Raw genomic sequence first — 14,133 nt, 5'->3', positions numbered from 1 at the left:
GCACCCCCTATCCGTCGAGTGCTGTCACAAGCGGGCGCGCGACACTTCGTTCCGGGAACGGGATTAAAATCGGCGTGATCCCGTGCCGGTTGCGCGTGGGTGCCGATCGGATGCTCCGGCTAGGGGCGGAGACGCCGTGGCACGCGTCCGGCGCCGTCGATGAATTCGAAGTCCGCCGAGCGGTTGAGGCTGTGGAGGCCCGTGCCGGGAAACGATGGACCCGGCCGCAGGATCGTCTCCACGTGCTGCCGATAGCCCTCCGCGTCGAGCCGCTCGATCCGGGCGAGCCCGAGGGCCGAGCCGTAGCCGTCCCGGCAATCCTGGACGGGCCGGAACAGTGCCCCGCCACGCGCCACGATGCGCCCGCCCGAGCGTGCGGACGCGACATCGATGAGGACCGGGTTCGCCGGATGCGGCGTCCAGGGCCCGCGAAAGTCAGGGGCCGACCAAAGGTGGAGCGCATCGGAATAGGAGCCCCAGGCGGCGAACGGCCCATCCCGCTCACCGTCGTCCCGTACCGAGGCGAACAGCCACCAGCGCCCGTCCTGTCGGAGCAGGGTGGGATCACTGGCGCTGAGGCCGCTGAGCAGGGTCGCCTCCTTCACCCAGCCGCCCGGGAAGGCCGTGGCCCGGTAGAGGTCGACGGTCCCGGTGGTACCGCTCTCCGGCACCATCCAGTGCGTGCCGTCCACCTCGAAGACAAAGGGGTAGGAAAGGTGGTGCGCGGCTTCCAGCACCGGCACCGGCGTACCAATGGGGCCATCAGGACCCAAGGGAACGGCCGAGATCAGGCCCTTGTCGTGCGCGTAGCCGTACTCCTCCACGAAGAGCATCGTGCCGCCCGCATGCGCGACGGGAAACGGATCGGCGTAGTAGCGGCGCCCATCATCCGCCAAGGTCCGCCAGCCGCCCTCGGGATGCGCCCGCAGGTCGATGACGTCGGGGCCGGTGAGCCGCCGCCACCCGATCCGCCAATGGGGCGCACGGGTGCAGAGGTCGAGGAGCCGCCGGGCCACCATCCGGGAGCCCAGGCGGGCGGCGCGGGCGCCGAGATCGAGGGCCGACCATGCGCTCGCCGGGACTTCCCGCGCGAAGGTCGACCCATCGACGAGGCGCGGTCCGGCGCCGCCGAGTGACGCCAGGATCAGGCTCATGGTCCGCACGAGAGCATCCTCGAAGGCGGTGAGCATGACGCCGCGCGCCTCGGTGCCGACCCGGCCCGAAGCGAGGATGTGCTCGCCGTCCGACAGGGTCACCACCGGCGTCCGTCCGGCGAGCAGACTGGCGAGCAGGGACGCCTCCCCGCCGGCGCCGTCGTAGCGCAGGCGCCAGACGGGCGTGCCGGTCCCGGCCTCGGCATCGCCGCAGAGGTCCAGGATGAGATCGGGCGGGTCCTGCCCCTCGGGCGGGAGCGCATCGCGTTCCGCCGGCGTCAGGGGCGCGGAGGGACCGTCGCGGGGCAGGCGCCGCAGCAACGCTTCCAGCCCGAACAGCAGCGCGGCATTGACCGGCAGGACTCCGGGGCCGGGCCGTGCATCGACGCAGACCGACAGGCCGGGACGCCGTGCGAGGCGTTCGAGCAGGCGGAGATGCCAGCGCCGAGGCATGCCCCCGTCGAGGCGAACGCACAGGCGCATGGCGTGTCGGGTCTCGCGTGCGCTGGATCGGGAGGGCGCGACGGGCGGCCTCGCGCGCTCCGGCATGACGCCTCGCGGGGAACGCGTCAATCGGGTGGTTACGCGGAGCGTCGCTCCGCCCGCCCGGGCCAGCGCGGCCAGCCGAGAAGGCGCTCCGGCGCGAAGGACGCCAGGGGGATGGCGGGCGCCTGGCCGGTGGCGAGGTCGGCCACCAGACGCCCCGTGATCGCGCCGGTGGAGAGACCGATATGGCCGTGGCCGAACGCGAAGATCAGGCCGGGGTGCCGGGGGGCCGGACCGATCACCGGCAGGCCGTCCGGCGTCGAGGGACGCGCCCCCATCCAGGGCCGGTTGTCGAGGGGCGCCCCGAGACGCAGGGTGCCGGCGGCCTCACGGGAGGCCGCCTCGATCTGGAGATAGTCCGGCGGCGCGTCGCGGGCATTGAGTTCCACCCCCGAGAGCACGCGCACGCGCCCCTCCCCCATCGGAGCGAGGATGGAGCCGGCGCCGGTGTCGAGCACGGGCCGGGTGAGCGGCGGGCTGTCCGGATGCAGGGCGAAATGGCAATGGTAGCCGCGCTCCGCCGCGAAGGCGAAGCGATAGCCGAGGCGGCGGGCGATCTCACCCGAGGCCGCGCCGGCCGCGAGCACGACCTGCCGCGCGCGTACCGCGCCGTCCGCGTGGCGCACCAACCAGCCGCCCTCCCCCGGCTCCATGTCGGTGACGGCCCGATGGAGCATCTGGCCCCCGAGCGCGCGGAAAAGCCGCTCGTAGGCCTCGACGAGCCCGCCGGGATCACTCACGGCCCCCGTCTCGGGGAGCAGCATGCCGCGTGCATAGGTCCGCGTGAGGGCCGGCTCGGCCTCGCGGATCGCGTCGGAATCGAGGATCTCGAGACCGACGCCGTGCCGCTGGAGGATGCTCCGCTCCAGGGCGGCGCCTGCGAAATCGGCCTCCGTCCGATAGAGCTTGATCCAACCGGGGCGGGTGAGCAGGTGCGCGGCGTTCGCCCGCTCGGCCAGCCGGGCATGTTCGGCGAACGCCGCGCTCGTCAGCGGGAGCAGGGCCGCCGCGGCCCGTTCCCATGCGGAGGCGCGGGCGGCGGCGAGGAAATGCGTGGTCCAGGGGATGACGCGCGCGACGTGGCTGTGGCGCAGGCGCAATCCCCGGTCGGCGTTACGCAGATAGGTCGGGAGCTTCGCCCAGAGGGCCGGGCTCGACATGGGGAAGATGGAGCCGCGACTGATCACCCCGGCATTGCCGTAGGAGGTCCGGGCCCGGGCCTCGCCCGGATCGAGGAGGAGGACCCGCAAACCCCGCTCCCGCAGGGCGATGGCCGAGGCGAGGCCGACCATCCCGCCCCCGACCACGGCGACGTCCAGTTCGGGCTCAGGCGTGACGACGCTCATCGGGACTCCGTTCGGCTGCACCCGCGTCGGCACGGCGGCGGGCCCATCGGCGTATCAGGCGGCCGCGGCGGGAGCGAGGGGAGCCGGCGCCGCCCCAGCCATGCCGCCGGGGGAGAGCGGGCCTGCCTCTTCGGTCACGGCCGGCCTCGGGATCGGCGCGGAATACCTCCCAACGCCGGAACCCTATCGCCGGCGTGCTTTCGCCCGGGCCGCGAAGAGGTAGGCGAACCCACCCATCAGCAAGGTGCCGCCGATGATGCCGAGCCAGATCAAACCACCATCCATGGCACCCTCGCTTCCCTGCGCCAGGAGCAACGCGGCGCGATGCCGGCCTGTTCGATTCCGCGCTCTCGGCTGATCGGGCGGGCAAGCGCGCGCGCCGCGACGGGATGGAAACCTCACGGCGCGGGCCGCGTACACGTTGAGCGGCAGCATCGAACGGAACGGCTGGGCAGCACGATGGGCATGGGCGTTTCAGCGCGGCGCGACACGCGGGTTCGAGGGGGGTGGTCCACGCCCGGCATCCTGGTGGCCGTCATCCTGTGCGGCTCGGTCGCTCCCTCCGCCAGCGGGGGACGGGCCCTATCCGCCTCGGACCGCAGGATCGCCGAGGCCGGGCGGGAGGGCCGAGCCCTCCTGCGGGAGGTTCAGCGCGATCAGGCCGGTGCCCACGCGGCGATTCCGCGGCAGGACGATCCGATCGGGCGCGAGGCGGTTCGGCTGCGCATTGCAGCGGAAAGGCCCGGGAAGGTGAGCCGGCGCCGGCCGGCTCCGGCCAGGGTCGGCCTCTCGAAGGGGATCTGCCGGGGCTGCAGCCCTTAGGCGTCCCTCACGTCGGCAACGCGGCCGGGATCAACGGCCGCCGCGCATTCCGAGCAGCGCCGCGACGAAGGCCTCGGTTCGCCTCCGGTCATCCGGCATCCGAGGCAACCGACCGCCTGACCCGCGAGCTCAGAAGCTGTAGCCCACGCGCAGACGCATCTGATGTCGGTCGAAGCCTGTCAGGTCGAGGGGACCCGGCTCACCCTCGGCCCTTCCGGCCACCTGGAAGCTCCAGGTGAACGAGGCCCAGGCATGGGGGGAGAGGGTCGTGTAGACCGTCGGCCCCAGATAGACCGCATGACCGGCGAACCGGTCGAGGGTCAGGCCGTCATAGGTTCGTGCGTAGCGTGCCTCTCCGCCCACGAACACGCCGGCGCCGAGGCGGCAGGCCAGGGCGCCGGCCACTTCGAAGCCCGATCCACGCACCCGTTCATCCCCGTTGCCGAGGCTCGTGGCGGCGAAGGAGAAATTCGTGTTGAGGGCCGCCACCAGCTTGCCCGGGATCACCTCATGATCCGCGAGGAGGCCGACCTCCGTGCCGAAGCTCCGCGCGGCCGCACCGGAGCCGGCATCGACGCTGCTATAGGCCGGGACGATGTTGAGGGTGAGGCCGAACTGCCCCGTGCGGCGGTCGAGAAGACGCAGGCGCGTTTCGAGGAATCCGCCATTGACGCCGCCGTCGAGCCGAGCGGGAAGACCGGGCGCGCCGATTTCGTAGGCGTTGAAGGTGACGCCGGGTGCGAGCCGAAAATCGTTGGCAAGCGGCACCTTCAGGGCAAGCCCGGTGTCCAGGGCAACGAACCGCCCGAGGCGCTTACCGACGCGACCCGTCGTCTCCCACTCCAGTTCCACTTCGCCGGGCACGCCGAGGTCGCTGCCCTCCGTAAAGCCGAACAGGTGCTCGCTGTCGATGTCACCCGGCGTCAGGTTCTCCGCGGCCGTCGGAAGGGCTTGGGCAACAGCCGGAGACGCGAGGCGCACCGTCCCAGCCGTCAGGGCAGCGAGCATAAGGAACAGGGCGATTGCGGGGTGGCCCCCGGGGGATTGACGTGTCCGCAACGCTCTAACCCGAGTTATAGCTGATGCTATATCTCTTAGTACGCGCTTTCCCGCGCGGTCAACAAGGGTCGCGGCGGAACAGCGTCGCCCCGGCGGATCGGCCCTCGCGAAGAACATGTTGGATGGTCGAAAGACGGCCGGATGGGCGAGGCCACGTTCAGGCGGCGGATATCGACGCCAGCCGGTCGGACCCGTCGCTCGCGGTATCGGCTCGGATGAGAGAGCAACGGCAGCTAGGCCAGTGGCGGGCGGCTGACCGGGCCATCCCTGAACGGCCGGTAAAACGCGCGGCCGCGATGAAGATTGAGTCGCCAAGCACACCTCCGCCGCTGTGCGCGGATGCCGGAGTCGGCATCGGGGATGTCCCAGGTCGGCGTTTATTCCGCGAAGGCGGATCAAGGGCGAGGATCAGGTCACGACCCGCCAAAGGATCGATGCTGTCCGGCCATCGGAACAACAGGCGGTCCGCCCCGATCGGAACTTCGAGAAAGCCTCGGCTAGTTGCGATCTACGCCGGACTTCGATGCACCCGACTCATCGACATCTTCTCACCCGGTGGGAAGGCGACGGCCGTCCCGCGGGTCTCACGACTCCGACCACGGGCCGGAATCGTCGAGCCTTGATCCTCTTACCAGCAGGCGCGTGGCAGGCGCCGCTTCCAACGGTCCGCGCGGGACAGGCCCGCGGCCTCGATCCGGGGACTGCGCCGTACCGGCATCTCTGCGACAGCCGCCACCGGTGCCGATGGCGAATGGTTCGTGGGTTCGGTCGGAGCCGCGCGCGCAATGTCGGGATCCGTCGCCACAGGCGTCGCCACCTTCCGGGGGCGGCCTCTCCGGCGTGGAGCCTCCTCGGCGACCGGAGCGGGCAGGACGCGGCGGACGCGCGGCAGCGGCGGCTCCCGGACCAGTTCCGGCTCGGCCTCCGGTGCCGCCGGTTCCCACGCGATGAGGCTGGGCAGGATACGCCGGGATGTCTCGGCTTTCCCGCTCTCCAGAGGTCGGAACACCTCCTGGGCGAAGACCGCCGCGATCGGGCTGGCGGGGTCAACTGCCCGCATCCCCTTGCGTGGCACGCGCGATGGCTTGGCGGGAATCGACGTACGACTCCCCATTGGGCCAGTCTTCACTTCGACGGTGAACGACTGTCGTCCCTGTTTACGCAACGGAAGCTCGCTATCTGATAATGCTGGACGTCTGAACTGGTAATTTAGGAAGGCAAGGGCGGTTCCGCCACCATCTTCATGCTATGGTCTTAAGAGATGGTAAGGGCGCTTGCAAGAGGTCCACCAATAGAACCAACGCAATGGTATCGTCGCGTTGTGGAATGCGCTCGGCCGACGCAACTGTCCTCGATGTCCCGAACGCACCGGACAGCAATCCACCAGACCGATTCGTCGTGTCGTGAACGCGATCCAGATTGTGCAGGTACGCAGGATGACGCCCCGGCCCCTCGGTGCAAGACCGCAGCGCAATCTGAGCAGGCAAGAGCCTCACGGGGGATCAATGATGACGCAGCATCAGATTTCGCGTTGCAATCCGCGCGTGCTCGATCTCGTGACGGGCCTCATGGTTTCTAGCCGCTGGTGGAGGCCCGCGAAGTTCTGCGGAAGGGCGCGACGGAGGACCATCTCACTGTGTCGAGCCCAACCAAGGTCCGGTTCAAGTCAGACTTCCGTATCGGTCAAGTCGTCCGAATGGCATCCCGCATCGGAAGACGCACCCTCACGAGTCCCGTTTCGTCGGTGATCTCGAAAATCTGACCATTCACGACTTCGCCGGCACGAAGCTTTGCGGCGAGGATGTCACGCGCAGCCGCGATCGCTTCGCGGCACGCCGCTTCGATATCCGGCAGAACACTGCCCTCATGATCCTGGATAAATTCGGAACCATCGCGAATATTGAGGAAATAGCGGGGCATAGGTCGCCAACGCCGGAACCTCAGCGATGTTGCTGTCCACTTCCGTACGATGCGCAAACCGGCACTGCGCCCGGTTGCCGCCGGCTTCCCATCGTCGCCCAGGGACCACGCGCTGAAGTCCCGCCGGTCGGCGCGTTCTCAGCGAGTCTTGTCCGACTTGCTCTCACCCGCAGTCACGGCGGCATCGTATCCCGCGATCCATTGCGCATGCGCTTCGGTGCCCTCCGCATAGGGACAGGCCTCGCGCTTCAGGCCTTTGCCGGGCGCGGAGAGGCCAAGGGTGTAGTGATCGAGGTTGTCGTCGGGTTCGGTCATGTCCCACAACATAGGGCTCCCTTGTCGGTCTCCAAGCCGCGCGGTCCGGCGGCGATCCGGGACACGTCCCGCCAGCAACCGCAGGGCGGCGCAGAGGAACCTCGGAGAGGGATCAGCGTAACGCTACCGACGTGCTCCACACTTCGTATACACCCCAGTCCCCATGCGAGGCTCCGATGCGCCTTCCCGCGACAGCCATCCTGACGGCGGCGTTCCTCACCTTCGGACTGCCTCTGCCAGCTTCGGCGGACCTCCTAGTCACCGTCGACACGGATGCGCAGCGCATGACGGTGACCGTCGACGGACAGGCGCGCCACGCCTGGCCGGTCTCCACCGGTCTCGCCCGCTTCGAGACGCCGACCGGCGCCTACCGCCCATTTCGGATGGCGCGCAGGCATGTCTCACGCGAGTTCGACGATGCGCCGATGCCGAACGCGATCTTCTTCACGGGGCGAGGGCACGCCATTCACGGCACGAACCACACCCGGCGGCTGGGCAGCCCCGCCTCGCATGGCTGCGTGCGGCTTTCCCCGCAACATGCCGCGGCTCTGTACAGTCTCGTGACGGCCCAGGGCATGGCCAACACCCGGGTGGTGATCGCGGGCAGCGGCTCCCTCCTGGCGAGTGGTCGCGGAGACGGCACGCGGTCCCGAAGTCGCGGGAATCCCGGTGCCTCGGGGTTGATGTCGGCCGGCATGCAGATGGGACGGGAGACCCCTACCCATTGGGGCGCACCGTCCCCGGTGCGCCGGGCCCATCGCCCCTCGGATCGCTACGATGCGCCCGATATCTACGGCCCCGGCGACGCGTATGGCTTGCGCGATGAGTTCTACTGAAGTGGGTCGCTCAGCGAGCAGCCATGCGGCATCGCCGCTGCCGTCGCCCGGCATTCGGAAAGCGACAATGCGGCACCGAATCCCGCGTCACACTGAAAGCTTGCTCGAGATCCTCCGCTGCCCACCACTGTTCCCGACCGTAGGTCGAGATCAGTGAGACGGGGTGTGATCCGGTCGAACCGTTCGGCGACGAGGTCACCCTAGGCGGCGCGGACCCTGTGCAGGAAGCGCGCGACTTCGTGGCCGAGATGGGTCGACTGACGTGACAACGTGGAGGCGGAGTCGAGGAGTTGGACGGCGGCCGTTCCGCTGCGCTCGGCCGCGCCGGCAACGCCGGTGATGTTCCTCGTCACCTCGCTGGTTCCGCTGGCCGCCTCCGCCACGTTGCGTACGATCTCCTGGGTTGCCGCCCCCTGCTCCTCAACCGCCGCTGCGATCGAGGCGGCCACCCCGTTGATCTCGCGGATGCGCACGACGATCCCGTTGATCGCCGCGACCGCCTGACCCGTCGAGCCCTCGATGCGGGTGATGTACCCGGTGATCTCCTCGGTCGCGCGCGCAGTCTGGTTGGCGAGATCCTTGACTTCGACGGCTACCACGGCGAAGCCGCGGCCCGCATCGCCCGCCCGCGCGGCCTCGATCGTCGCGTTCAGGGCCAGCAGATTCGTCTTCGAGGCGATGTTCGAGATCAGGCCGACGGCCTCACCGATCCGGGTGACCGCCTGGGAGAGTTCCGCAACCAGTCGTCCGGTGTGATCCGCTTCGTTGACTGCCGCGTTCGCGAGGCTGGAAGAACCGGACACCTGGCGGGCGATCTCGTGCACGCTCGCACCGAGTTCCTCGGTTGCGGCCGAAACGGTGCTCACATTGATGGCGGCCTCCTCGGCCGCGGCCGCGACGCTGGAAGACTGGGCTGCCGTCTGCTCCGCGGTCGCCGTCATCGTCTGGGCGGTGGCCTGCAATTCCGTGGCGGACGAGGACACCATGCCGACGATACCGCCCACAGCCTTCTCGAAATCATCCGCGAGTTCCAGCATCGTGCGCCGACGCTCCATCGCCGCCGCCTCCTCGGCGAGCCGCGCGATCTCGGCCTGCGCGAGGGCCTTCTGGGCCACCATCGCCTTGATGCTCTGGACCGCCTTGCCGACATCGCCGATTTCGTCTGAACGACGTGCCTCCGCGATGTCGGCGTCGATCTCGCCCTGAGCCATGCGTTGGAGAACGCCCACCAAGCGGTTCATCGGCCTCGAAACGGTGACCGCCATCAGGCGACTGACGACGACCGCCAGCAGCACCAGCACGATCAGAGTCGCGACGGCCATGATCTGACCGAGGCGTTGCACCGGGGCAAAGACTTCGGCGCTGTCCACGGACAGGGCGATGTACCAGTTCAGTGTCGCGGGCAGATTCGGCACGGGAACGAAGACGGTCAAAGTCGCGCGATCACCTTCCATCGTTTCCGCAGGCCCCGATCCGAGCTTGGGGACAGGACCCGATATCAGGTCGGAAAGGGATTTGCCGATCAGCTCAGCGCGCGGATGGATCAGGAGCTTGCCGGTGTTGGACACAAGATAGGCGTAGCCGTTCGCACCGATATCGACCTCGTTGATCATGCGGGTCAGGGCGCCGAGATCGAAGTCGCTTCCAACGACCCCGAGGAAAGTGCCCTTATCGTCCAGGACCGGTGCCGATGCCGTGATGGTCAGCGTCCGCGTCGTCGCGGCCACATAAGGTTCCGTCAGGATCGGGCCGTTGGCGCTCACGACACCCTTGTACCAGGGGCGCTGGCGCGGATCGTAGCCGGCGGCGATCGGCCCTTTCGGCATCTTCGTGTAGAAACCGTCGGCCCGTCCGAAGGAACTGAGCAGGAAGGTCTCTCGCGCGATCGGCGCGCCAAGGACTCCGTCTGCCTCCGGTCCCGCCCCCCCGATGGCGATCACTTGCGCCATCCCCTGGGTCAGATCGAGTTTACCCCGCAGCCAATTGCCGACGCCCCGCGAGGCAGTCGTGCTCAAGCTCGACATCCTGGCGTTGATACCTGTTCGTAAAGCCGCCGATTGCGAAACATAGATATATATTGAGCAAGCAACAAAGGTTGCACTGACGATACCCAGGATCGCCAAGGTCGCTCGACCTGAAACCCCGAGACGCCGACGCACCCGACCTGATCTGATTCCCGGTTTACCTTCAGAATTGAACACTTACTATCACCCGCGATTTACAGCTTGTGATAGAAAAGGTGTGAAAAGATGAACAATCCCTTTATGGGAGGAAAAATCGATCGCGTTTAAATTAATTAGCCAGGCAATAGCTCTGGCGAGCCGTATGCACGGCTCGGAGGCCCTCGAATGATATGCATTATCTGAGTATCCATAGATCGATTTATTGAATCAAGATGCGGCTTGTCTTCCATAATGATATGAGAAAGGATTTTATCATTACAATTTTCGAATAATACTTATTGGCAACAACGTTGCCCGTGGACGACCATGCGCCTACGATCCTGGAACGAACCAAGTCAGCGAACACCGTAAGGTGACGGCATCGCGCACCGCGATCCTGTTGGCCCCGCCGGAGCAACGCTTGGCGTTGAGCATGCCCGGCGAAAATGGGGCCCCTCGCGATACCGATGACGCCAGCGCCCCTCTCGTCATGCCTCTGCAGTAATCCAGCCGTATGCCGCCGATCTGCGGGTGGCCACGCCAGAGATCCAATATCGTGCAGTTGGCCTTCCCGCCCTCATCGACCCGGCATTCGAGGACATCGACGGGCTTGGCTTGAATGCGGCCTTCATCCACGACGATGGGTCCCCGGCAGCCAAGGTAATTTTGCACGCAAATCAGACCCAAGCATTACAACCAGGGATTGCAGATAACATACGATATTTTTAAACTCTATTTTAAATGGAGGCGGTTTAATCTGATTTAGCTCCAGTAACGCTGGCCAATATATGGCCATCCGGCGTGGGGCCGATATTCGCAAGGCGATGATCCATGCCGAAAATTACAATTGCGCGAACCCTGACGTCGCTGGTCGCCGTCATAGGATTGGTCCTGGCCAGCCTCATCACATCGGCACTCATCAACAGCCTGAATAAAAAGTCTGCTGCCGATGGCGTCGCCCGCTCTGCGGCGCTCTCGCTGAATCTGTTCCAGAGCCTCTCGCAGATGCGCAACGAGCGTGGGTACGGATTCATCGCCCTGAACCTCGAGCCGTCCGCCAATCGCTCAGCACGCGAGTATACCTTGGCCGCTCGCGCACCCGTGGATCGTGCGCTGGACGCGGCCGCACAAGGGCTGGCCGCATCCTCCAAGCCAGAGTTGCAGGCCCTGGCGGGCGAGATCGCACCGCTCGTGGCGACCTTCCGTCAGATGCGATCCGAAATCGATGCGAGCATCGATGGACCGCTCGGCGGTCGCAACCCCGATCTGAAGAAGCGGATGTTCGACCTCGGCGGGCGCATCATCGAACGGGTCGAACGATCCGCCCGGATCGTCGATTTCGAGATCAAGGCCCTCGATCCGTCCACAGCTCCGATGCTCAATGCCCGTGCGAATGCCTGGGCGACACGGGATGCGACCGGGGAGCTCGGCACGGCCGTGAACGTGGTGATCGGCAGCCGCCAGCCCGCGACGGATGCGCAGCGCAACGTCATCCACGATGCCGAGGTGCGCGCCCGGACGCTCTGGGCCGTCGTGGGCCGGACGGCGGAAGAGCCGGGCAGGTCGCCCACCGTCACCCAGGCCTACAAGCGTGGCAGCGAAGCGTATTTCGGCGGGTCGTTCGATGCCATGCGCCAGGACCTCGTCCGCAGGATCGCCGCCGGAGATGCGTTGGACTTCCCCGTCGATACGTGGATGAAGGGCAACTACACGGCCATGTCGGCGATCGTGGATACCGCGGCCGAAATCATGAGCGAGCTCGCCGCCGGAGCCCAGCGTCACGCCGAGCGGGAGCAAAGCAACTTCCTGTTCTACCTCGCGGTCGCCGCCTTCGGTCTCGTTCTCATCGTGGCGAGCGTGCTGATCGTGCAGCTTCGCGTCGTGCGCGGGATCACGACGCTCGCGGCCGGCATGCGCGACATCGCGGCCGGCAACACTGAGGTCGCGGTCCCGCTGGCCGGCCGCGGCGATGAACTCGGCTCGATGGCTTCCGCCGTCCAGGTGTTCAAGGACAACCTGATCCGAACCCGCGAGATCGAGGCGGCGACCGCTCAGGCCAGAGCCTCGGCCGAGGAGCAGCGCAAGGCCACCATGCACGCGATGGCCGATGCCTTCGAAGGCGCGGTGGGCGACATCCTCGCGACGGTGTCGTCCTCCGCCTCCGAACTGCAGGCCACCGCCAAGTCCATGACAGCGACAGCGACCCAGACTGCGGTTCAATCAACGAGCGTTGCCGCGGCGGCGGAGGAAGCGGGGACCAATGTCGGCGCCGTGGCGGCGGCGGCCGAGGAGCTCGGAGCCAGCGTGCAGGAGATCGCCCGGCAGGTCGACGGATCCGCCGGCCTGGCCCGGGATGCCGTCAGCGAGGCCGACGAGACCGGCCGTCTGGTCCAGGAACTGTCACAGGCCGTGTCCCGAATCGGCGATGTCGTGGGCCTGATCTCGACGATCGCCGGGCAGACCAACCTGCTGGCCCTCAACGCGACCATCGAGGCGGCGCGCGCCGGCGAGGCGGGACGTGGCTTCGCGGTGGTCGCCACCGAGGTCAAGGAACTCGCCGGTCAGACCGCGCGGGCGACGCAGGAGATCACCTTGCACATCCAGCGCATCCAGGCCTCCACCGACCAGGCGGTCTCCGCGATCGGCGTGACCGCAGCTCGCATCCGCGAGATCGATAACGTCGCGGCCTCGATCGCAGCCGCTGTCGAAGAGCAGGGTGCGGCCACACAGGAGATCGTCCGCAACGTCTCCCAGGCGGCCATGGGGACGGGCGAGGTGACGGTCAGTATCGCCTGTGTCGCCGGAGCTGCCGAGGAAACGGGCACAGCCGCCTCGCAGGTCCTGGGTGCCGCCTCCGACCTCTCACAGCAATCGGCGCATCTCACCCGCGAGGTGACCCGCTTCCTCGATACCGTGCGCGCTGCCTGATGTTCGGCTCCGGCCTGCTCGCCCGATCGGTGAAATGAAAGAGGTGGAGCTTGCCCGGTTCCGTACTGACCTGGGCCGCATCGATGTGGACCTCGTCGATCGGGCAGGTCTTCGCCTATTGCCGCACCGCGTTCCTTGAAGGTGCTCGTCCTCGCGGCGCCGGGGAGTGTGATTGCCTTGTTGGCGTACCGCCGGCGGGGGCGTTAAACGTCGCGATGCGTAGCCTTAACGAAGCACAATCCATATCCTGATTTGGACAACAACGCGGCCGACCAATCGGGCATACTCACGGCTCACCGGAGCTACCTCAATGATCCCCTTGATGTTTGCAGCGCTTGGCGGCGGTCTCGCGACAGCGTCGGTCGTGGCGCCGCTCGGTGCTCTCACGGCTGTGATCGCGACCCCTTTCGGTGCCGGTCTCGGCACACTCCTGGCTGCGTTCTACATCGCACGTCAGCGTGGATCGGAGTGGCAGGACTCCGCAGACCTCGATGAACAGACGGATGCCATGGTGGCGGCTCTTCGTGGGCTGGCCGCCGAGGCCAAGCGAGTCTCTGATTCGGATGCAGGGTCGAGCCGGGAGACGGACACCGTCCGGGCCGCCTGAGGTCCCATAGGGGGCACGAGGGGTACGATCACGGCACACCCTCGTGCATGCTTTCCGTCAGTATCCGCGCTCGCTGCTATCGCTCATGCGCCGCGCGACGTAGTCGCCGGAATAGGACTGCTGCCCGAAGACCAGCCACCCGATGCCGAATCCGATCGCCCCGGCGATGAACAGGCTGGCGACCGTGGTGCTGTCGGCGTCGCCGATGGCGCGGCTGCCTTGGCGGTAGTAGTCGGCGCCGCGCCTGGAAACGTCGTCCCAGGTCTCGGATGCCCGATCCGAGACGGTACGAAGGGCCTCACGGGCCTGATCTGCCGCTCCGGGCCCGTCGCTGACGAGTTGCGGTTTGCTTGATCCCGGCTGTCCTGAGGATTTCCCGAGCGGATCGCGCGATTGAATGTCGGCCATTTCGGTCTCCCGTTTCGGTGCCACCATGCG

10 protein-coding genes and 1 pseudogene are annotated in these 14,133 nt (G+C 67.3%); 3 read left to right on the top strand and 8 right to left on the bottom strand.

Annotation, left to right across the window (positions count from 1 at the left end; translation table 11 throughout):
• Positions 1–119: 119 nt before the first annotated feature.
• The 5 genes from OF380_RS11515 to OF380_RS11495 form a co-directional block, all read right to left on the bottom strand.
• Positions 120–1,637 (bottom strand): glucosamine inositolphosphorylceramide transferase family protein, encoded by a 1,518-nt coding sequence (locus tag OF380_RS11515; protein WP_264050892.1) that lies wholly within the window; start codon positions 1,635–1,637, stop codon positions 120–122.
• Between the two features lie 98 nt (positions 1,638–1,735).
• A complete protein-coding gene (locus tag OF380_RS11510; protein WP_264050891.1) occupies positions 1,736–3,046 on the bottom strand; it encodes an NAD(P)/FAD-dependent oxidoreductase in 1,311 nt (436 codons plus the stop codon).
• A gap of 951 nt (positions 3,047–3,997) precedes the next feature.
• Positions 3,998–4,876 carry a hypothetical protein gene (locus OF380_RS11505; RefSeq protein WP_264050890.1) on the bottom strand — a complete coding sequence of 293 codons (879 nt, stop codon included), beginning with the start codon at positions 4,874–4,876 and terminating at the stop codon, positions 3,998–4,000.
• Positions 4,877–6,610: 1,734 nt separating this feature from the next.
• The gene (locus OF380_RS11500) at positions 6,611–6,847 is read right to left on the bottom strand and encodes a DUF6894 family protein (RefSeq protein ID WP_264050889.1); all 237 of its coding nucleotides are present in this window, start codon (positions 6,845–6,847) and stop codon (positions 6,611–6,613) included.
• Between the two features lie 138 nt (positions 6,848–6,985).
• Positions 6,986–7,162 (bottom strand): Rmf/CrpP family protein, encoded by a 177-nt coding sequence (locus tag OF380_RS11495; RefSeq protein ID WP_264050887.1) that lies wholly within the window; start codon positions 7,160–7,162, stop codon positions 6,986–6,988.
• Between the two features lie 176 nt (positions 7,163–7,338).
• Between OF380_RS11495 and OF380_RS11490 the strand changes: the two genes are divergently transcribed.
• Positions 7,339–7,998, top strand: a complete 660-nt coding sequence (locus OF380_RS11490; RefSeq protein ID WP_264050886.1) for a L,D-transpeptidase — start codon at positions 7,339–7,341, stop codon at positions 7,996–7,998.
• Between the two features lie 200 nt (positions 7,999–8,198).
• Here OF380_RS11490 and OF380_RS11485 read toward each other — a convergent pair whose 3' ends face one another.
• On the bottom strand, positions 8,199–10,022 hold the full coding sequence (locus OF380_RS11485) for a methyl-accepting chemotaxis protein (RefSeq protein ID WP_264051296.1): 1,824 nt from the start codon (positions 10,020–10,022) through the stop codon (positions 8,199–8,201).
• A 969-nt stretch (positions 10,023–10,991) separates the two neighbouring features.
• Here OF380_RS11485 and OF380_RS11480 point away from each other — a divergent pair.
• Positions 10,992–13,088 carry a methyl-accepting chemotaxis protein gene (locus OF380_RS11480; protein WP_264050885.1) on the top strand — a complete coding sequence of 699 codons (2,097 nt, stop codon included), beginning with the start codon at positions 10,992–10,994 and terminating at the stop codon, positions 13,086–13,088.
• 13 nt (positions 13,089–13,101) lie between these two features.
• On the opposite strand, the pseudogene OF380_RS28775 reads toward OF380_RS11480, so the two are convergent.
• Positions 13,102–13,200: pseudogene (locus OF380_RS28775) on the bottom strand (IS481 family transposase); the annotation flags it as partial.
• Between the two features lie 210 nt (positions 13,201–13,410).
• Between OF380_RS28775 and OF380_RS11475 the strand changes: the two are divergent.
• Positions 13,411–13,695 carry a hypothetical protein gene (locus tag OF380_RS11475; RefSeq protein ID WP_264050884.1) on the top strand — a complete coding sequence of 95 codons (285 nt, stop codon included), beginning with the start codon at positions 13,411–13,413 and terminating at the stop codon, positions 13,693–13,695.
• 57 nt (positions 13,696–13,752) lie between these two features.
• Here OF380_RS11475 and OF380_RS11470 read toward each other — a convergent pair whose 3' ends face one another.
• Entirely contained in the window at positions 13,753–14,103 is a 351-nt protein-coding gene (locus OF380_RS11470) for a hypothetical protein (protein ID WP_264050883.1), read from the bottom strand.
• Positions 14,104–14,133: the final 30 nt, after the last annotated feature.

This window comes from Methylobacterium sp. FF17, assembly GCF_025813715.1.
GTDB classification, from domain to species: Bacteria; Pseudomonadota; Alphaproteobacteria; order Rhizobiales; family Beijerinckiaceae; genus Methylobacterium; species Methylobacterium flocculans.
Note: the sequence above shows the minus strand (reverse complement) of the source record. Positions and strands in the feature narration are given on the sequence as shown.